Below are 19,379 nucleotides of genomic sequence, written 5' to 3'. Positions count from 1 at the left end.
TTACAGATTGTGCAAGATTTCTTCAATTTTTTTTAAACCGTTTAAGCGGGTTTCACTTAAGCGAGAGGCAATACCAAGTTCATCAAAAAATTGACTGATATTAAATTGTTGTAGTTGATTATTGGTTTGTTCATTGATGTTTTGCAGCAACAACCATAATAAACCATTCATAATGCGCGCTTCGCTATAAGCTTTAAATTGAAACGTACCATCATGTTGTAGAATGGCCTTAAACCAAAGCCCAGCTTCACAGCCTTGAATTGATCGCATTTGAGTCAATTCATCTGGAGAAGGTTGAGAAAGATGTTTACCGGCTTGAATAATAAAACGGTAGCGATCTTCCCAATTTTTTGCCTGTTTAATGTTTTCTAGCATGCTAATAACTCTAAGGATTTATCTAATGCCGCAAAAAAAGCATCCACATCTTGCGGGCTATTGTAAGGCGCAAAAGAAAGTCGTAATGTGGTACGCTCGCCAAGACGGGCTAAGTAAGGTTGGGCGCAATGTTCGCCAACACGCAACGCAATTTTCTGTTCACTTAATAGGGTAGCAAGATCCGAAGCCACAATCCCATCAAAAACAAAACATACAACAGAACTTGCTTGCGGTGAATTGAATAAACGACAATTCGGATAGTTTTTCAATCGCACTTTACTTTGCTCGGCAAGCTCAACAGCATGTGTCTCAGCTGCCTGAAAATCCCATTTTTTAAGCCAATCTAATACTGCACCAAAGCCAATCACGCCAGCAATATTTGGTGTGCCCGCCTCTAATCGATAAGGTAAATCAGCAAAGGTAATACATTCATGGGAGACTCGCTCAATCATTTTTCCACCATAAAAAAGCGGTTGCAATAGGGAAAGTGAGCTTAATTTTCCGCTTAATACACCAATCCCGTTGGGACCATAAATTTTATGTGCAGAAAAAGCAATAAAATCCGCATCTAATGCCTGCAAATCAATCTGTATATGACTAATAGCTTGAGCGGCATCGACTAAAACGAGCGCATTGCTATGTTGACGGATTACTCGAATTAAATGTTGGATATGTTGTTCCGTTCCCGTTACGTTGGAAACAAAATTGAGTGCCACTAATTTTGTTTTCTCATTTAAGGCTGCAATTAAGACATTTTCATCAATTAGCCAATTATCCAAAATAGGTAGCACTTGAATTTTCGCCCCACATTTTTTTGCTGTTTCATGCCAAGTAACAAAATTAGCATGATGATCTGCTTGGCTAATTAAAATCTCATCATCTGTATGCAAAGAGGGGAGTAAACCATTGGCTACTAAATTAATGCTATGAGTTGTCCCAGACGTCCAAATCACCGCTTTTTCATCTTCCGCATTAATTAAGGTTTTGACTAAGTGACGTGCATTTTCATATTGTGCTGTTTGTGCCGCTTCATACTGACTACGATGCACAGAGCCTGCCGATTGATAAAAAGTACTCGTTGCATCAATTAGTGCTTGAGGTTTTAATGCTGTCGCTGCATTATCCAAATAAACCACGGCATTTGGCGATTTAAAATAAAGAAATTCATTTTTAAATGATTGGTAATCAAAAGCCATGATTATCTCCGTGTTTAACTGTTTTTTTCTGTTTACGCCATTCATAAGGGGCAACAGGGTCGGGATCTCGCCATAATCCAATTTTTTGTTGCTGGGCAAAATCTTGTGCCTGGAAGTAGAGTGGATTTTTAGCGAATTGCGGATAAACCCACGCCATGCCGTTCTTCACCATTTCTAAGTTGATGTTTTGTTCTTGCAGATAAACCGTTGCCAAAATACGTTGGTAGCGATCATAACCAGAAATCGACAACGTCACATTTTGTTTGAAAACCAGTTGTGAAAGATATTGTTTGGCTTTCTTTCCAAATGGTTGACCTTTTTCTGGAGCATCAATTTCTTGTAATCGCACTTTTAATTGTTTTTTAGTGGGTAAGAGGCAAGTTAAGGTATCGCCATCACTTACACCAACGACCCAACACGCCATTTGGCGTTCAGTAGCGACTGAAAATTGCGTCCAAAGTGCGGTAAAAATTAGGGTTAAAAATAAGAAGAATTTTTTAATCATTTGGAATTTCTTTGATCTGCATCGCAAAATTTAGCTAAAATGAATGGGTAATTCTAACAAAAAAGCGTAAAATAAATTTTAATTGTTATTAAAAAAGTTGATAGAGGAAATATGTTACTCCAAAAAGGCGTTCAACTCGCTCGTTCGCTCATCATTTTATACATTATGTTACTATTCGGCAATTTGATTTCTCACTATATCCCAGTGGGGATTCCAGGCAGCATTTGGGGCTTGTTATTACTTTTTTTAGGTTTAACGACTCATGTGATTCACCTGGAGTGGATTTATTTCGGCTCGAGCTTATTGATCCGCTACATGGCGGTGCTTTTTGTGCCAGTGAGCGTGGGCATTATCAAATATTATGATTTACTCGTGGCTCAGTGGAAAGTTTTACTTATTCCCAATATTCTCAGTACCGTTCTGACACTTTTAGTTATTGCATTTATAGGAAACTATTTATTTTATAAACAATCCTTTACCCATAAACGTAAAAAAGTATTGGAAAGACGCAATCTTCAAGCTGACTAAGGTTTTATTATGCAGTATGCAATTTATCTTTATACCATTTTAACGATTTTCGGATTTTGGCTCGCATTACAAATCAGTAAACGTTGGAAATCGATGATTTTCAATACGTTCGTGCTCACAGTATCAATTCTTGTGTTGATTTTAGTGGTGGGCGATATTCCTTATGACGATTATATGGCAGGCAATGCGCCGATTAATAATTTATTAGGCGTGAGTATTGTTGCTCTAGCGTTACCGTTGTATGAACAACTTCGTCAAATTGCGAAACAGTGGAAAATTATTCTTTCTGTGGTGACATTAGCTTCTCTGTTTTCCATGTTTACCGGTGCCATTTTTGCGATTATTTTAGGGGCGAGCCCTGAAATGGTGGCGACCGTATTGCCAAAATCAATTACCACGCCAATTGCGATGGAAGTGTCTTCTCATTTAGGCGGTATTCCAGCCGTTACAGCCGTAGGTGTGATTGTTGCAGGTTTGCAAGGTTCGGTTTTTGGTTATCTCATCTTGAAAAAACTTGGTATTAAACAACAAGAAGCGGTGGGTTTATCTGTTGGAGCCGTTTCTCACGCATTAGGCACGGTAAGCTGTATGGAAGCCGATCCGAAAGCCGGTAGTTATAGTTCGATTTCTTTGGTACTTTGCGGTATTATGAGCTCAATTTTAGCGCCCTTAGTATTCCATGTTATTCGTCTATTTTTATGAGAACCCAATTAGCTGATTTTTGGATTGAACGTTTCCTTCCTGATCCGCCTCGCGAAAAAGATCATCGACCACCATTTCGTCGTGATCGCGGGCGGATTTTACATTCTGCCGCTTTCCGTTGTTTACAAGCCAAAACACAAATTCACGCGGTGGGTGAAAATGATTTTTATCGTACACGCCTAACGCATTCTCTAGAAGTGGCACAAATCGGTAGCAGCCTGGTTTCCCAATTAAAATTTGCGGAAAGTTATGTTGCTATTTCAGACCAGCTTCATATTGAAAAAAGTGAATTACAGAAACAACTCAAACCTTTATTACCAAGCAATGATTTAATTGAAAGTTTGTGCTTTGCGCATGATATTGGTCATCCACCGTTTGGTCATGGTGGGGAAGTGGCACTCAATTATATGATGCGCAATCATGGCGGCTTTGAAGGCAATGCACAGACATTTCGTATTATTACTAAACTGGAACCTTATACTGAAACGGCAGGGATGAATTTAACGCGTCGTGCTATTTTAGGTGTGGTGAAATATCCGAATATTTTAGACCTATCTTCACCACAATATGCCCTGTTGCCGCATGCTGAAAACTCAGATCCGCGTTATGTCAAAATTAGCGATTGGAAACCAGGAAAAGGCTTATTCCGTGATGACGTCACAATGTTTAATTGGCTATTGCAAAACCTTTCTGAAAATGACCGCACTTTGTTTGGCTCATTTCAAAAAGTGCGGTCAAATCCCGCTGAGTTTTTAAAAACACAATTTAAATCTTTAGATTGCAGCATTATGGAATTAGCAGACGATATTGCCTATGGCGTGCATGATTTAGAAGATGCGATTGTGACAGGCGTGGTAAATCAACATCAGTGGCAAGAAGCATTGATTGAACTTAAAACGATTCCTTCAGATTGGTTGGCAAAAAATATAGAACAAGTCAGCCAACGATTGTTCTCCAATCATCATTTTGAGCGTAAAAATGCGATTGGTGCATTAGTGAATTTCTTTATCACCCATGTGCGTTGGAAAGTCACCGGCAATTTTGATGAACCGTTGTTACGTTATAACGCGGAACTACCGCAAGATGTGATTGCGGCATTAAATGTATTCAAAAAATTTGTATGGAAATACGTGATTCGTCATGTGGAAACGCAACGTATTGAATATAAAGGCCAACGCATTCTCACAGAAATGTTTCAGATTTTTGAGTCTGACCCCGAACGTTTATTGCCAACGAATACCGCTAATCGCTGGAGAAATGCACCAGAACAGGGCAAAAAACGCATTATTTGTGACTATATCGCAGGCATGTCAGATGCCTATGCCTTAAAGGTTTATCATCAGCTTTAAAGTGCGGTTATTTTTATTGATATTTTGAATTTATAGGACAATTTTGTGGCATTAATTAGTTTAACTAACGCTTATCTTTCTTTTAGTGATCATCCCTTACTTGATCACGCAGAACTGCATATTGAACCAAATGAGCGTGTGTGTTTGGTGGGGCGTAATGGCGCCGGTAAATCTACGCTATTAAAAATTATTGCACAACAAGTCACCATGGATGATGGCAAAGTGCAGTATGAAAAAGATTTAGTGGTTTCCCGTTTAGAACAAGATCCGCCGCGCCATGCTGAAGGAAATGTCTTTGATTATGTAGCAGAAGGCATTGAGCATTTAGCGGATTTATTAAAGGAATATCATCATATTTCGCAAGAATTAACACAAAATTACAGTGAACAAATTCTTAATCAACTGGCTCAAGTGCAAGCCAAATTAGAGCATGCTAACGGTTGGCAATTTGAAAATAAAATTAATGAAGTATTGCAAAAGCTCGAGTTAAACCCCGATACCAAATTAGCGGATTTATCGGGTGGTTGGTTGCGTAAAGCCGCTCTTGCTCGTGCGTTGGTGTGTAATCCTGATGTCTTGTTATTAGATGAACCAACCAACCATTTGGACGTAGATGCAATCGAATGGTTAGAAAACTTCTTATTAGAATTTACCGGAAGTATTGTGTTTATTTCCCACGACCGTTCTTTTATTCGCAAAATGGCGACTCGTATTGTCGATTTAGATCGCGGGAAATTAGTGTCTTATCCAGGTAACTATGATTTATACCTCACCACAAAAGAAGAAAACTTACGTGTCGAAGCATTACAGAACGAGCTTTTCGATAAACGCTTAGCACAAGAAGAGGTTTGGATTCGTCAGGGTATTAAAGCTCGTCGTACGCGTAATGAAGGACGAGTACGCGCCTTAAAAGCCATGCGTGAAGAACGTCGCCAACGTCGTGAAGTGATGGGCACAGCCAAGTTACAATTAGATAACTCAAGTCGTTCAGGCAAAATCGTGTTTGAAATGGAAGATGTGTCTTATGAGATTGAAGGCAAGCAGCTGCTCAAAGATTTCAGCACGACCATTTTACGTGGCGATAAAATTGCATTGGTTGGCCCAAATGGTTGCGGTAAAACCACATTTATTAAACTTTTATTAGGTGAAATTAAGCCAACCAGCGGTCGAATTCATTGCGGTACAAAATTAGACATCGCTTATTTTGATCAATATCGTGCTGATCTTGATCCAGAAAAAACGGTAATGGATAACGTTGCTGATGGCAAGCAGGATATCGAAGTCAATGGTGTAAAACGTCATGTGTTGGGCTATTTGCAAGATTTCTTATTTCCACCGAAACGAGCAATGACACCCGTCAAAGCCCTTTCAGGTGGTGAACGTAACCGTTTGTTATTGGCTAAATTATTACTGAAACCTAATAATCTATTGATTCTCGATGAACCAACCAATGATTTGGATGTAGAAACTTTAGAATTGTTAGAGGAAATCCTCACCGATTATCAAGGCACTTTGTTGATTGTCAGCCATGATCGTCAGTTTATTGATAACGTCGCGACGGAGTGTTATTTCTTTGAAGGCGATGGCGTATTGAATAAATATGTGGGCGGTTTCTTTGATGCGAAAGGACAACAAGCCAATTACTTTGTCATGAAAGCAGAGCAAGAAGCGCAAAAAGTTAAAAAAGAAGCACCCAAAGTACAGGAAAGTGCGGTTAAAAATGACGTTGTTTCTCAAAAGCCAAAATCCGTTAAACTTTCTTACAAAGAACAACGTGAGTTAGAACAGCTACCGCAATTATTGGAAGAATTGGAAGAGAAAATCACCGCATTGCAAGCTGAAATTGGTGACCCTCACTTTTTCCAACAAGCCCATGATGTAACGGATGCTAAGCTTAAGGAATTAGCGGATACGGAAGCCGAACTTGAAACAGCTTTCCTTCGTTGGGAAGAGCTTGAAGAGAAAAAGACTCAAGCTGAAGCAAAATAGGGTATAGATAAAAAAAGAAACCGAGCTAAATAGCTCGGTTTTTTATTACATGTTACTAATGAATATCACCAAAATAATCACAGGAACCACAAATTTGACATAGTTAAACCAGATTGTAGTGAAAAGTGAATTTGGCGTTGGTGATAGCTCTTTTTTTGCGTCATCTTTTAATACGAATCCAACGAAAATGGCACAGCCAAGTGCGGTCAGCATAAAGAGAATATTGCCGCTGACGAAATCGAAGGCATCGAAAATGCTTTTACCGAAAATGGTGAAATCTTTCCAAAGGTTATCACCTAAAATGGAGGGTACATTACCTAATAAGAAAATCCCCATTAAGGTAACAAAAATTGCTTTACCGCGGCGCATTCTGAGTTTTTCTTGTAATGCGGTGATGATGACTTCATAAATCGTAATTGATGTGGTTAATGCTGCAATAAGCAATAAGCCGAAGAATACGATAGCAAAGAATTTACCCGCCCATAAATGTGAGAATACAATCGGTAAACTTTGGAAAACCAAGGTTGGGCCAGCGTTAGGTTCAATACCGAATGTGAATAATGATGGGAAGATCATAAAACCACATAACACCGCGATAATGGTATTGGTGAAACCTGTAATAACCGCTGTGTGAATAAGGTTTTCTTCCTTGTTTAAATAGCTGGAGAGGGTAATCAATACACCGAAACCAAGGCTTAATGCGAAGAATACTTGACCTAATACGAAGATAAATAATTTAGGTGTGATTTTACTGAAATCTGGTTTTAAGTAGAAAGTCACACCTTCCATTGCACCTGGTAAGGTAAGGTTACGAATCACCATACCAATAAGGAAAATAAAGAGTAATGGCATTAAGTATTTCACAGAACGCTCAATCCCGCCAATGATACCTTTCGCTAAAATAATGTAATTCACTGCTACAAATAGGAAGGTGTAAAGCATGATTTCCCATGGGCTGTTGCTGATGTGTAAATCATAGAAATCTTTGGCCACTTCTTTTGTAATTGGTGCGGAAATATCAAGGGTATTATTCATTAGACTGATGATATAAGACATCACCCAACCACCTAATACCATGTAATAAGCCATGATACCAAATGCACCGAGCAGCCCCATATAACCGAGAATCTTCCAATATTTGGAGATATTTTTACCTTTATCTTGGATTTTATCGCCAAAGGCATCAATGGAATTCACTCGCAAACGGCGACCGATGACGTTTTCTACTAAAATCATCGGGATACCAATCACAATCATCGCGATACAAAAGAGGAGTACATAGGCACCACCGCCATTTTCACCCACTAAATAAGGAAAGCGCCATGTTGCCCCAAAGCCAACTGTCGCACCCGCAACAGTGAGCACATAAGTTAGTCGGCTAGACCACGTTTGGCGAGATTGATTGTTTGTTGTCATAATATATTCCGTTTGATTTTATTCGTTTAATATTCTGTTTTTTCTTTGTATTCGCAGAGTTCTTCAATAATGCAAGCACCGCAGCGAGGTTTGCGCGCGGTACAAGTATAGCGCCCGTGCAAAATAAGCCAGTGATGCACATCCACCTTAAATTCTTTTGGCACAACTTTGAGCAGTTTTTCTTCCACTTTCACCACATCTTTACCAGGGGCAAAATTTGTGCGGTTGCATACGCGAAAAATATGGGTATCCACTGCAATAGTCGGGTGACCGAAAGCGGTATTTAATACTACATTAGCGGTTTTTCTGCCAACACCGGCAAGGGCTTCTAAGGCTTCACGGCTTTCAGGTACTTCGCCGTTGTGTTTCTCAACTAAATCACGGCAGGTTTTAATGATATTTTCTGCTTTGCTGTTATAAAGCCCGATGGTTTTAATGTATTCTTTTAAACCCTCTAAGCCGAGATCTAAAATAGCTTGCGGAGTATTTGCCACAGGGAATAATTTTGCCGTCGCTTTATTGACACCTTTATCGGTCGCTTGAGCCGATAAGATCACGGCAATGAGTAATTCGAAAGGCGAATTATATTCTAATTCCGTGGTGGGATGCGGGTTTTGCTCCCGAAGTCGAGAGAGGATTTCAATTCGTTTAGCTTGGTTCATTTTTTCATTTCAATTCGGTTTTTAATCGCCAATAGAATGCCTAATCCAATAAATGCACCTGGCGGAAGAATAAAGAGTAAAAAGCTGCTATCAGCGTGATAAATATGTAATGTGAGGAATTTCGCCCATTGACCGAACAAGTTTTCAATCCCATCAAAAAGGGTACCTTGACCTAAGATTTCACGTAATGCACCTAATACGGTGATACTTAATGCCATACCTAATCCCATCGAAAAACCATCCCAGGCAGCATGCGCCACGCTATTTTTAGAGGCAAAGGCTTCGGCACGACCAATCACAATACAGTTAGTCACGATTAAAGGAATAAAAATCCCTAGCGCCTGATAGAGTGTATAAGTATAAGCATTCATCAATAATTGCACCACGGTTACGGTGGTGGCAATAATCATCACATAAATCGGAATACGGATTTCATGAGGAATTTGCTTACGAAATAGCGAAACAACGGTGTTTGTACAGGTTAAAACCAACATAGTCGCCAAACCTAAACCTAATGCATTTGTCGCAGTACTCGATACAGCCAACAGCGGACAAAGCCCCAATAATTGTACGAGTGTAGAGTTGTTTTTCCATACGCCCTGAATAAAAATTTCTTTCCAAACAGAAGGCGTTTGCGTTATTTCTTCTGAATTTTCAACCGCATTTTGCTCATTAAGTGCGGTCGTTTTTTCGGTTAAATCAGTCATAATAAATATCCTATTGCGCGTATTTTTTTGCCATCTCGTTGAGTAATGCCTCATTTTCAAGCATCACGAGAGCAGAGCGTTTTACTTGATTCACAATCGCGCGTGGCGTAATCGTTGCGCCAGAAAATTGATCAAATTTACCGCCATCTTTTTTGACTGCCCAATCTTTTAGGCTTTCCGGTACGATAACTTGGTTTGTAAAACTTAAAATCCAATCCGAAATGCGAAGTTCGATTTTATCGCCTAATCCTGGGGTTTCATGGTGTTCAATCACTCGAACACCTAAAACTTCACCTTTTGGTGTGATGCCTACTAATAAACGGATATTCCCTGAATAACCATCTGGTGCTGTCGTTTCATAAGCATAGGCGGTTGGCACATGATCTTTGATCGCAAAATAGACTTTTTGAATGCCTTTGAGTTTATCTTGTTCGGGCGTTTCAACGCTTTCAAGCAAGTTATTATTAAAATATTCTTGAGGGATGACTTGGAGCAATAACGCTTTTTGTTGTTCAGCCATGGCTTCATCTATTTTGTCTTTTGTCAGCATATAAATGCCTGCAGAAACGGCAGTACATACAAGCGCAATAAAACCTAATAACAAACCAAAACGGGAGGTGACTTTAAAAATACCCATTAATTTCTCCCTTTTGCAAAGTGCCCCGCTACACGAGGACGAGTGTAGTAGTCGATAAGTGGCACACAAATATTACTTAATAAAATCGCAAATGCCACGCCGTCAGGGTAGTTTCCAAAGTAACGAATGAGGTAAACCAATAATCCGACTAATGTACCAAATACAAGTTTTCCACGAGGCGTAATAGAGGCTGTGACAGGGTCAGTCGCAATAAAGAACGCACCGAACATCATGGCACCGCTAAAGAGTTGGCTTATCATACTTAAATGATGATGGCCTGACATCGCAGTGATTGTTGCTAAGGTCACAAATGTCACGAGCATTGAAACGGGAATTTGCCAGTGAATTTTTTTCTTTAAGATTAATATAATTCCACCAAGCATAAATGCCAGGTTAACTTGCCACCAACCTTCAGCAAAGTCAGTCCCGTTTTGTAATAAAATTGGTAATTTTACAAAATCATGGAATACGCTTTCATCGCCTTGATGCAAGTTATAGAAGATTTTTGCGCTGTCTAATGGTGTCGCTTGTGTAATCCCATCAATGGAATGGACGAGTTGGCTTAAGCTAAAACCATCAGTGGTTAAGCCTGTGAAAATTAAAGAAAGAGAATCCGCAAATGTTGGTGGTTCATTTAATAATGAGATAGGCGGCATCCAACTTGTCATTTGTAGTGGGAAAGAAATCAATAGCACCACATAACCCACCATAGCGGGATTAAAAGGATTTTGCCCCAAACCACCATAAACGTGTTTACCTAGAATAACAGCGGAAAGCGTACCGATTAAAATCACCCAATAAGGCGCATAAGGCGGAATCGCCATGGATAAAATTAAGGCAGTAAGCACCACACTAAAATCTGAAATATAGACAAGATTTGGCTTATTGCGCAATTTGGTCACAATAAACTCAAGCAATAATGCGAAAGAAATAGCCAAAGCGGATTGTACCAAAACACCCATTCCAAAATAATAAATCTGCGTGAGCAGGGCAGGCAGCATGGCTGCAATCACCCATAACATAATACGGGCGGTTAATTTGCCTGAATGGGTATGAGGCGAACTCACCATTTTCTTAAACATAATCTTTTCCTGCGTTATTCAGTTTTTTTGGCCGCTTCAGCGGCCGCTTTTTTTGCTTTCGCTCTTGCTATGGCTGCTGCGATAGCAGCTTTTTTCGGATCAAGTGCGGTTGGGTTTTCATCCGTTTTTTCAACCGCACTTTCAGTTTCATTTGTGGTAACTGTTTCACTTTGAGCAGCAGCTTTCTTCGCTTTTGCTCTTGCAATGGCAGCGGCTACCGCGGCTTTTTTCGGATCAAGTGCGGTTGGGTTTTCATCCGTTTTTTCGACCGCACTTTCAGTTTCATTTGTCGTAACCGTTTCACTTTGAGCTGCGGCTTTCTTCGCTTTAGCTCTTGCAATAGCAGCGGCTACAGCAGCTTTTTTCGGATCAAGTGCGGTTGGATTTTCATCTGTTTTTTCGACCGCACTTTTAGTTTCATTTGTTGTAACAGCTTCACTTTGAGCGGCAGCTTTCTTGGCTTTGGCTCTTGCAATGGCCGCGGCTACTGCAGCTTTTTTAGGATCAAGTGCGGTTGGATTTTCATCCGTTTTTTCGACCGCACTTTCAGTTTCATTTGTCGCAACTGTTTCACCTTGAGCAGCAGCTTTCTTGGCTTTCGCTCTTGCAATGGCTGCAGCTACTGCTGCTTTTTTCGGATCAAGTGCGGTTGGATTTTCATCTGTTTTTTCGACCGCACTTTCAATTGCATTTGTCGCAACCGTTTCACCTTGAGCGGCGGCTTTCTTAGCTTTCGCTCTTGCTAGAGCTGCAGCAACAGCTGCTTTCTTCGTATCTTTTTCATCGGTTTGTGACGTTGTTGCATCCGCCACAGTGCTAGTATCTGCTTGTGCTTGTTGTCTAGCAAGACGGCGAGCTTTACGTTGCGCCATGAGTTCATGGTTATCCGGTAAGATTTCACCTTTCTCAGATACAATAGTTTTCGTTTCTTTATTTGCAGCTGAACCCGCTTGTTTAGCTTTTAGGCGTTCTAATGCTGCTTTAACAGGGTCTTCACCTTTTTGTTTGGCAAGTTCTTCACGGCGAGCTTCTGCCGCACGTTGAGAACGCGCTTTACGCTCTTGTTCTTCACGCTCCATACGAGCTTGTTTGGCTTCAAAACGGATTTTAGCCTCTTCGGCTTTTTTCGCTTTTTCTTTAATTTCCCAAATTTTGGCTTTTTCTTGTCGGAAATATTGAATAAGCGGAATATGGCTTGGACAAACATAAGCGCACACGCCACATTCAATACAATCTTTTAAGCAATATTCTTCTGATTTTTGGTGATCCTCACTGCGAGCATACCAATAAAGTTGCTGTGGCATTAGATTGACAGGGCAAGCATCGGAACAAGCGGAGCAGCGGATACAAGATTGTTCAGGTTCTGGTTCACCATATTCAAAATGATCGGGTGCTAATAAACAGTTTATTAATTTTGTGACGGGTGCGTTGAGATCAGAAAGTTGTAATCCCATCATTGGTCCGCCTGCAAAAACAGGGAAACGTTCGTCATATTGGTAGCCAACTTGCGCTAATAAGTGGTCAACTGGTGTACCTAATCGTACCCAGTAGTTACCTTTTTCTGAAATTTTATCGCCAGTAAGCGTGACGACACGCTCGATTAAAGGTTCGTCATTAATGACTGCTCTTTTTACCGCAAAAGCTGTACCGACATTATGCATTAATACGCCAATATCGTAAGAACGTCCGCCACTTGGCACTTCCATGCCGGTAAGCAAATAAATAAGCTGTTTGGCTGCACCAGATGGATATTTAGTCGGAATAACGCGCAATTCAATGTCATTTGCGCCATGTAGTGATTGTTGAATAGCTTGAATAGCTTCAGGTTTATTATCTTCAACTGCAATTACCACTTTTTCAGGGCGTAAGATATAACGTAAGATACGAATTCCTTCGAGCATTTCATCCGTGTAATCACGCATTAAGCGGTCATCACAGGTAATATAAGGTTCGCATTCCGCACCGTTAATAATTAAGAGTTTAACTTTCTTTTCAGCTGATTGGATTTTCGCTGCAGTCGGGAATACTGCACCACCTAAACCAGCAACCCCTGCTTGATAAATACGATCAATGAGTTGTTCGACAGGTTGTGTGAAAAATTCTTCAAGTGGAAATTGTTCACGCCATTTATCCAAGCCATCCGCTTGAATATGAATCATATCCTCGGTTAAACCCGAAGGATGGGGCGCAACATGTTTCCCGATAAATTTTATGATACCAGAAGTTGGGGCGTGAACAGGCAAGGTTCTTAAGCCATCACCTTGTGTTAAAGGTTGGCCTTTAAGCACATAATCGCCTTCTTTGACTAATACATTACCCGCTGAACCAGCATGCTGTTTAATCGGCACGTAAAAATCATGAGCAAGTTCAGATTGCTGAATAGGGGATTGGTTTGATTGAGATTTCATTTCAGGAGGATGAATACCGCCTTTAAAATCCCAAATCTTGCCGGATTTAAATCTCGTTAATACATCAGCCATGTGACTCCGACTCCCCAACCACTAATTTTTTCTCAATTTCTGTGGTATTTACGACTGGAATGACTAATTTAGGATCAAATTTCCAGTTCCAATTATCAATATCTTTTTTCACTTTAATCATGGAAATACAATCTGTCGGACAAGGTGCCACACAAAGTTCACATCCCGTACAGAGATCGGGAATAATTGTATGCATGGCTTTGTTTGTACCGATAATGGCATCAACAGGGCAGGCTTGAATACATTTAGTACAGCCGATACACATATTTTCATTAATAAAGGCAACCATTTCTTCTGGTTCAGCGACATCATCCATTGCAGGTACATCAACACCCATGATTTCGGCAATTTTTACTACCGTAGGACGACCGCCAGGCACGCATTTTGTGATAACGTCACCATTAGCAATTGCTTCAGCATAAGGCTTACAGCCAGGATAGCCGCATTGCCCACACTGGCTTTGCGGTAAGATGGCATCAATTTTTTCGACGACAGGATCTGCTTCAACTTTTAATTTAATCGAAGCAAAACCTAAAATCGCACCAAAAATTAAAGCGAGAATGGTTACTGAAATTAAGATAAACATTATTTTTTAGTGTTATTCCAAAATAAGCCGAGAAAAATCACTGTCACAGTAATAAACATTAAGAGATAAATCATTTTACTAATCCGGCGAAGCCCATAAAGGCGAGAGACATCAAACCGGCCGTAATTAATGCGATAGACGAGCCACGAAACGTAATAGGGACATCTGCGGCAACAAGGCGTTCACGTAAGGCTGCAAATAAAACTAAAACTAGTGCAAAACCTAAAGAGGCGCCAAAACCATAAATGACGGATTCAGTTAAATTGTGTGCCAAATTGACGTTTAATAATGCCACACCGAGTACCGCGCAGTTTGTGGTAATCAGTGGTAAGAAAATCCCTAATAATCGATAAAGTGATGGGCTTGTTTTATTGATTACCATTTCAGTAAATTGAACTACGAAGGCAATCACTAAAATAAAAACTAAAGTGCGCAAGAATGTGGCGTTTAGCGGCATTAAAATATAATTATCGACTAAATAAGAACACAGTGACGCTACGGTTAATACGAATGTCGTAGCAAGCCCCATACCAATTGCCGTTTCAATCTTTTTGGACACGCCCATAAATGGACAAAGTCCTAAGAATTTGACCAAAACGAAGTTATTGATTAATGCAGTACTGATAACGAGTAGAATATAATGTGTCATTGCGTCTAAATTTATTTTACATAAGTGGCGTATTATCGCTATTTATCGCCTTGAGAACAATAAAAAATTTGGGTTAGTGCGGTCAGTTTTTCCTTTGTTTTTATTTGATCATTGGTTCTACCTGGCTATGTTGGAAATAGCGATATAGCTGAGGTAGCAACTGAGAAATCAAGTTAAGTTGCTGGTATGGCAACGCAAAGACCGAATTGTTTTTGGCTTGGGTTTCATCCCACTGAATTTTTTTAAGGCTTTGTTCAATACTATTTTGGAGCTTTTCAAAAATTTCAGGACGAAGTTTTTCGATATTTTCCAGTGCATATAAAACCTTTTTCGCAACAGGATAAAAGTCTGACAAAAACTCGGTAGTTTGTTGTAATTGCGCCATTTTATTGCGATATGCCCCTAAAGCAGAAATATAGCTCAATAGGGAATAATTCATTTTTAACAAGTCAAAACCTTCCTGCAAATAGGCCTGATATTTCTTCGGCTCATTATTCATATTGGAAAGCGTTGTGCTTAATGCTGCCGCATATTGATGAGCGTTACGGCGTGCAATACGGTATTTTAAATTATCGCTTTTACCAAATTGTAGTTGGCTAATAATGTGTAAGAAATATTGTGCATCACTTTGAATCGCTTGACGGCTCACTTTATCAAGTTGGAGATATTTCCAATCCGGCCATAGATAAGAAACCGCAAACCATGCAATGGCTGAACCTAATACGGTATCAATGAGGCGAGGGAAGAGCGCTGCCTGAGTATCAAATCCCATCACATCGAAGCTGATCAACACTTGCAGCGTAATAAAGAACGTGGAGAAGCTGTAATTATTACTGCGAAAGAAGAAAAACAGCGTACTGGTCACCACCATTAAGCCAAGTTTCATCTCTAATGTTGGATTGAGATATGGTAATAAGGAGCCAATAATCACCCCTAAAATCGTACCAATAATACGCTGGCGTAACCGCACTTTGGTTGCGGAATAGTTTGGTTGACACACAAAGACCGCGGTAAGCAAAATCCAGTAACCCAAATTAAATTGGAAAAATTCAACAATTGCGCAACACAAAAACACCACGATAGACAAACGTACAGCATGGCGGAAAAGTGGTGATTCAAAAGTGAAATTACTTCCAATAACAGAAAGAATATTTTTTAATCCCGTAATTTGTTCGGTATGGATTTGTGCAGTTTGCTCATTTTCAGTAGTTTCTTGCTCAAGCTGACGTAACTGCCAGTTAATGCTTTGCAGGTTATCAATAAGTGTTTGAAGGGCAAGCAACACATTGTTTTGATTGGTATGTTCTTTACTATAAAGCTCAAGGGATTGAATTGTCCCCATTAATGCTTTTTCTACGCGAATATTATAGTGATAAGGCGTATTCTGACGCAGACAAGCGGTAATATCATGACAAGCTTGTGCTTGTAATTCGAGCAAGCGTTGAATACGGAAAATTAAATCTGTATTTTTGAGTTGTTCCGCAATTTGTCGATAATCAAAATGTGTGGAATTCGCACGCTCATGAATGTCTTGTGCGGCAAAATAATAGCGAATCATACGTTGTGTGCGAGCATGGCGATGTTGTCCACGAATACGATAAAAAAGCGCTGTTCTTGCTTGGTTAAAGGCATCCACCACATTGGTGTTTTTCATTGCAAAATTAAGATGTTTTTTCTCGATTTCATCAATTTCATCAGGATCAAAAAACTCTGATTTGGCATCTAAATAATTACCTAAGGCACAAAACGCTTTTGCCACACTTTCTTGGACAGGACGGTTTGGGAAAAAGAGATAGACAATGATGGTCACAATACTGTAGAGCAAAGTGCCTAATAAAATCATTACAGGATTGATAAACCAGCTCGCAGAATTATCCGGTGTATAAGTGAGGGTGGTATAAATGGCTACCACCAGCGTACCAAATGCAATAGTGCGATAACGTTCACCTACAGCGCCAACCATCGTAAATAAAAAGGTGATGATGGTCATCAACAATACATATTGAATCGGTTTACCAATATTGAGTTGAACGATGAAGGTTGAAATAGAAAAGGCAATTAATGTGTAAAAGATATTTTTTAATCGTCCAGTGAGGCGATTATCTAAATCCACTAAACCGCCTGCAATAATGCCCAAAATTAACGGCATGGATTGCGTGGAAATATCAAAAAACCAGACGCCAAACGCTGCAATATTCACTGCAATAAAAATAGGTATTGAAGCGATTACTTTTGCATTAAGCCATTGGTTCATGTTGATATCCTTGCTTATTGTGTGACTAAAAATTGGATGATAAAAAAGTGAGCGGGAAAGCTCACTTCCTTATCAAAGTGCGGTAAAAAAACGCTTATTTTTGTTTTTTCGCCCAGTTTAAGAAACGAGTTTGAGTTTCTTTATCAGCTTGTTGGAACCAGTATTGTAATTGTTGTTCAGCAACGTTTTCACCTTGTACAACGACTTTGCCTTTCGCTGCTTTTCCTGACGCTGCAGGCATCATACCTACTGTCGGTGCTGCTAAAGCTGAAACCGCTGCTGGTGCATTAGATGCATTATACTCAGCAAGATCGTTAACAATATTTGCTGATGGGAATAAACCTTCTTGTTTTAAAGTATCGATTTTAGCATCAATCACATTACCTGATTTTGTTTTAACGGTAATTTGTGGTTGTGCATTAAATTTTTCGCCATCTTCTTGAGAACGAATTTTTTCTGCAGATACCACAACATCATCAGCCGTACCTTTGAAGGTTACAATAATAGGATTAGATTCAAAAAGTCCTTGGCTAGAACCAGTACCCACGATCTCACCTAAACGTACCACAACTTGTTGTGTTTGGTCAGCTTCTGCATTGAATGATTTTTTTTCTTTTAGAAGGGATTTACTGGCTTTTTGGCCGTTGATTGCAAGAAACTCAAGGTTTGATGAAGTGGTTACCGTGCCGGCAAAACTGCTCGCACTGACAGCAAGGGCGACAACACCTAATGCAAACTTACATAATTTCATAATTACTCCTTTTATTTTTTGAATGAAATTAGATGGTTGTAATGCTATGCTAAATTTTAAAAAATGGAAATAGGAAAGTGCGGTTAATTTTTAAAAAGTTTTTGTAATAAAGGAGCAAATCATGGCAAAACGATTTGTCGTATATGGTCGAGTTCAAGGGGTAGGATTTCGCTATTTTACTTGGAAAGAAGCGGAGAGAATTGACATTAAAGGCACCGTCAGAAATTGTGTCGATGGCAGCGTGGAAATTGTTGCCGAAGGTAATGACGAACAACTACAGGATTTTTATAATTGGTTAAAAGTCGGGCCAAGAACCGCAACTGTTGAACGGGTCTTAGTGGATAATATTGAAGATAAACAGTATTCTGACTTTTCGATTATTCATCGCGAAAACTGACCGCACTTTACAGTATGAATTGATGCTCGTAGAATACGCCGCTTGTTTATAAATAGGAAAAATCATGCGTAATCAAACAAAACTTCATCTTCAACAATTACAACTCGCCATGCAAAAACTTGATTTATGGCAAGCCGTTCCTCCTTCGCAAGATGCTTTTTTAAGTGAAGAGCCTTTTGCTATTGATACCATGTCACCAGAAGAATGGTTGCAATGGATTTTCATCCCAAGAATGTTTGCCTTACTTGAAAGTGGCGCTGAGTTACCCTCAAAAATTGCGGTATCACCTTATTTAGAGGAAGCATTTAAAGAAGCGGAAGAAGATTTCTTAGTTGAATTATTAACACCGTTACGTGAATTAGAAGCCTTATTACAAAATCAATAAATGTTAGAAATCTTATATCAAGACGAATATCTTGTCGCCGTCAATAAACCTGCGGGCATGTTGGTGCATCGTAGTTGGCTTGATACACACGAAACGCAATTTGTGATGCAAACTTTACGTGATCAAATCGGGCAACACGTTTTTCCTATTCATCGATTAGATCGCCCCACATCAGGTGTATTGCTATTTGCCTTAAATAGTGAAATCGCAAATTTAATGTGTCAGCAATTTGAACAGAAAACAGTGCAAAAATCTTATTTGGCGATTGTGCGAGGGTATTTGCAAGGAAAAGGGCAGATTGATTATCCTCTTAAAATCCAATTAGATAAGATTGCAGATAAGTTTGCTCAAGAAGATAAAGCACCACAAGATGCTGTGACGGATTATGAAGGCTTAAACATTGTGGAAATGCCTTATGCGGCAGGGCGTTATCAAACCACCAGATACTCCTTAGTAAAGCTAACTCCCCAAACAGGCAGAAAACATCAGTTACGACGTCACATGAAACATATCTTTCATCCTATTTTAGGGGATACACAATATGGTGATTTACATCAAAATCGTGCATTGACGGAACATTCAGGCTGTCAGCGTTTATTTTTACATGCCGATACACTTATTTTTGAACATCCTATTTATTCAACAAGAATAGAAATTAAAGCTGGTTTAGATGAGCAATGGATGAAAGTGATAGAATTATTTAATTGGTCTATTTAATGAGAAAAAATC

Annotated in this window: 20 protein-coding genes; 7 read left to right on the top strand and 13 right to left on the bottom strand. The window is 39.6% G+C overall.

The features are described from left to right. The 3 genes from INP93_RS07765 to INP93_RS07755 are packed head-to-tail and all read right to left on the bottom strand — an operon-like array spanning position 1 to position 2,076. Complete coding sequence (locus tag INP93_RS07765) at positions 1–375, bottom strand: SufE family protein (protein WP_197544586.1); 375 nt, start codon at positions 373–375, stop codon at positions 1–3. Next, positions 369–1,571, bottom strand: coding sequence for a cysteine desulfurase (locus tag INP93_RS07760; RefSeq protein WP_197544585.1), 1,203 nt, complete (start codon positions 1,569–1,571; stop codon positions 369–371). The genes INP93_RS07765 and INP93_RS07760 overlap by 7 nt, the downstream gene beginning before the upstream one ends. Then, on the bottom strand, positions 1,561–2,076 hold the full coding sequence (locus INP93_RS07755) for a thermonuclease family protein (RefSeq protein ID WP_197544584.1): 516 nt from the start codon (positions 2,074–2,076) through the stop codon (positions 1,561–1,563). Before INP93_RS07755 ends, INP93_RS07760 begins: the two co-directional genes overlap by 11 nt. Before the next feature lie 111 nt (positions 2,077–2,187). On the opposite strand from INP93_RS07755, the gene INP93_RS07750 reads away from it, so the two are divergent. The 4 genes from INP93_RS07750 to INP93_RS07735 are packed head-to-tail and all read left to right on the top strand — an operon-like array spanning position 2,188 to position 6,644. Further along, the gene (locus INP93_RS07750; protein ID WP_197544583.1) at positions 2,188–2,604 is read left to right on the top strand and encodes a CidA/LrgA family protein; all 417 of its coding nucleotides are present in this window, start codon (positions 2,188–2,190) and stop codon (positions 2,602–2,604) included. Positions 2,605–2,610: 6 nt separating this feature from the next. Next, positions 2,611–3,306, top strand: coding sequence for a CidB/LrgB family autolysis modulator (locus tag INP93_RS07745; protein ID WP_054419462.1), 696 nt, complete (start codon positions 2,611–2,613; stop codon positions 3,304–3,306). Then, complete coding sequence (locus INP93_RS07740; protein ID WP_197544582.1) at positions 3,303–4,655, top strand: anti-phage deoxyguanosine triphosphatase; 1,353 nt, start codon at positions 3,303–3,305, stop codon at positions 4,653–4,655. Before INP93_RS07745 ends, INP93_RS07740 begins: the two co-directional genes overlap by 4 nt. 45 nt (positions 4,656–4,700) lie before the next feature. After that, entirely contained in the window at positions 4,701–6,644 is a 1,944-nt protein-coding gene (locus tag INP93_RS07735) for an ABC transporter ATP-binding protein (protein WP_197544581.1), read from the top strand. 45 nt (positions 6,645–6,689) lie between these two features. On the opposite strand, the gene INP93_RS07730 is transcribed toward INP93_RS07735, so the two are convergent. The 10 genes from INP93_RS07730 to INP93_RS07685 all read right to left on the bottom strand — a co-directional run bounded on the left by INP93_RS07730 (position 6,690) and on the right by INP93_RS07685 (position 17,868). Next, positions 6,690–8,060 carry a sodium-dependent transporter gene (locus INP93_RS07730; protein WP_049373473.1) on the bottom strand — a complete coding sequence of 457 codons (1,371 nt, stop codon included), beginning with the start codon at positions 8,058–8,060 and terminating at the stop codon, positions 6,690–6,692. Between the two features lie 26 nt (positions 8,061–8,086). Beyond that, on the bottom strand, positions 8,087–8,722 hold the full coding sequence (gene nth / locus INP93_RS07725) for an endonuclease III (protein WP_197544580.1): 636 nt from the start codon (positions 8,720–8,722) through the stop codon (positions 8,087–8,089). Continuing rightward, complete coding sequence (locus tag INP93_RS07720) at positions 8,719–9,429, bottom strand: electron transport complex subunit E (RefSeq protein ID WP_197544579.1); 711 nt, start codon at positions 9,427–9,429, stop codon at positions 8,719–8,721. The genes nth and INP93_RS07720 overlap by 4 nt, the downstream gene beginning before the upstream one ends. Before the next feature lie 10 nt (positions 9,430–9,439). Further along, entirely contained in the window at positions 9,440–10,066 is a 627-nt protein-coding gene (gene rsxG, locus INP93_RS07715; protein ID WP_197544578.1) for an electron transport complex subunit RsxG, read from the bottom strand. After that, positions 10,066–11,148: an electron transport complex subunit RsxD gene (rsxD, locus tag INP93_RS07710; RefSeq protein WP_197544577.1), complete on the bottom strand. Its 1,083-nt coding sequence runs from the start codon at positions 11,146–11,148 to the stop codon at positions 10,066–10,068. The genes rsxG and rsxD overlap by 1 nt, the downstream gene beginning before the upstream one ends. A 14-nt stretch (positions 11,149–11,162) precedes the next feature. Beyond that, entirely contained in the window at positions 11,163–13,628 is a 2,466-nt protein-coding gene (gene rsxC / locus INP93_RS07705) for an electron transport complex subunit RsxC (RefSeq protein WP_197544576.1), read from the bottom strand. Then, on the bottom strand, positions 13,621–14,214 hold the full coding sequence (gene rsxB, locus INP93_RS07700; protein ID WP_049368788.1) for an electron transport complex subunit RsxB: 594 nt from the start codon (positions 14,212–14,214) through the stop codon (positions 13,621–13,623). The genes rsxC and rsxB overlap by 8 nt, the downstream gene beginning before the upstream one ends. 70 nt (positions 14,215–14,284) lie before the next feature. Next, positions 14,285–14,863, bottom strand: a complete 579-nt coding sequence (gene rsxA / locus INP93_RS07695; RefSeq protein ID WP_070582398.1) for an electron transport complex subunit RsxA — start codon at positions 14,861–14,863, stop codon at positions 14,285–14,287. Positions 14,864–14,963: 100 nt separating this feature from the next. Beyond that, a complete protein-coding gene (gene yccS, locus INP93_RS07690) occupies positions 14,964–17,117 on the bottom strand; it encodes a YccS family putative transporter (RefSeq protein WP_197544575.1) in 2,154 nt (717 codons plus the stop codon). A gap of 94 nt (positions 17,118–17,211) precedes the next feature. Continuing rightward, positions 17,212–17,868, bottom strand: coding sequence for a curli polymerization inhibitor CsgI-related protein (locus tag INP93_RS07685; protein ID WP_197544574.1), 657 nt, complete (start codon positions 17,866–17,868; stop codon positions 17,212–17,214). A 121-nt stretch (positions 17,869–17,989) separates the two neighbouring features. On the opposite strand from INP93_RS07685, the gene INP93_RS07680 reads away from it, so the two are divergent. From INP93_RS07680 to truC, 3 genes are all read left to right on the top strand, one after another. Continuing rightward, positions 17,990–18,265: an acylphosphatase gene (locus tag INP93_RS07680; RefSeq protein ID WP_197544573.1), complete on the top strand. Its 276-nt coding sequence runs from the start codon at positions 17,990–17,992 to the stop codon at positions 18,263–18,265. A 64-nt stretch (positions 18,266–18,329) separates the two neighbouring features. Continuing rightward, on the top strand, positions 18,330–18,650 hold the full coding sequence (locus INP93_RS09720; protein ID WP_005696046.1) for a YqcC family protein: 321 nt from the start codon (positions 18,330–18,332) through the stop codon (positions 18,648–18,650). After that, a complete protein-coding gene (gene truC, locus INP93_RS07675; protein WP_232087605.1) occupies positions 18,651–19,367 on the top strand; it encodes a tRNA pseudouridine(65) synthase TruC in 717 nt (238 codons plus the stop codon). Positions 19,368–19,379: the final 12 nt, after the last annotated feature.

Source organism: Haemophilus parainfluenzae, from assembly GCF_014931415.1.
Lineage (GTDB): Bacteria > Pseudomonadota > Gammaproteobacteria > Enterobacterales > Pasteurellaceae > Haemophilus_D > Haemophilus_D parainfluenzae_AF.
The sequence above is the reverse complement of the archived record's forward strand: the minus strand, read 5'-3'. Positions and strand labels throughout refer to the sequence as shown.

Bases quoted from the DNA above. Each gene is read 5' to 3' on its own strand.
- INP93_RS07730 (WP_049373473.1), bottom strand. From the start codon at position 8,060: ATGACAACAAACAATCAATCTCGCCAAACGTGGTCTAGCCGACTAACT.
- nth (WP_197544580.1), bottom strand. From the start codon at position 8,722: ATGAACCAAGCTAAACGAATTGAAATCCTCTCTCGACTTCGGGAGCAA.
- rsxD (WP_197544577.1), bottom strand. From the start codon at position 11,148: ATGTTTAAGAAAATGGTGAGTTCGCCTCATACCCATTCAGGCAAATTA.
- INP93_RS07755 (WP_197544584.1), bottom strand. From the start codon at position 2,076: ATGATTAAAAAATTCTTCTTATTTTTAACCCTAATTTTTACCGCACTT.
- rsxC (WP_197544576.1), bottom strand. From the start codon at position 13,628: ATGGCTGATGTATTAACGAGATTTAAATCCGGCAAGATTTGGGATTTT.
- INP93_RS07765 (WP_197544586.1), bottom strand. From the start codon at position 375: ATGCTAGAAAACATTAAACAGGCAAAAAATTGGGAAGATCGCTACCGT.
- INP93_RS07760 (WP_197544585.1), bottom strand. From the start codon at position 1,571: ATGGCTTTTGATTACCAATCATTTAAAAATGAATTTCTTTATTTTAAA.
- INP93_RS07740 (WP_197544582.1), top strand. From the start codon at position 3,303: ATGAGAACCCAATTAGCTGATTTTTGGATTGAACGTTTCCTTCCTGAT.
- INP93_RS07685 (WP_197544574.1), bottom strand. From the start codon at position 17,868: ATGAAATTATGTAAGTTTGCATTAGGTGTTGTCGCCCTTGCTGTCAGT.
- INP93_RS09720 (WP_005696046.1), top strand. From the start codon at position 18,330: ATGCGTAATCAAACAAAACTTCATCTTCAACAATTACAACTCGCCATG.
- INP93_RS07750 (WP_197544583.1), top strand. From the start codon at position 2,188: ATGTTACTCCAAAAAGGCGTTCAACTCGCTCGTTCGCTCATCATTTTA.
- truC (WP_232087605.1), top strand. From the start codon at position 18,651: ATGTTAGAAATCTTATATCAAGACGAATATCTTGTCGCCGTCAATAAA.
- INP93_RS07680 (WP_197544573.1), top strand. From the start codon at position 17,990: ATGGCAAAACGATTTGTCGTATATGGTCGAGTTCAAGGGGTAGGATTT.
- INP93_RS07720 (WP_197544579.1), bottom strand. From the start codon at position 9,429: ATGACTGATTTAACCGAAAAAACGACCGCACTTAATGAGCAAAATGCG.
- yccS (WP_197544575.1), bottom strand. From the start codon at position 17,117: ATGAACCAATGGCTTAATGCAAAAGTAATCGCTTCAATACCTATTTTT.
- rsxG (WP_197544578.1), bottom strand. From the start codon at position 10,066: ATGGGTATTTTTAAAGTCACCTCCCGTTTTGGTTTGTTATTAGGTTTT.
- rsxA (WP_070582398.1), bottom strand. From the start codon at position 14,863: ATGACACATTATATTCTACTCGTTATCAGTACTGCATTAATCAATAAC.
- rsxB (WP_049368788.1), bottom strand. From the start codon at position 14,214: ATGTTTATCTTAATTTCAGTAACCATTCTCGCTTTAATTTTTGGTGCG.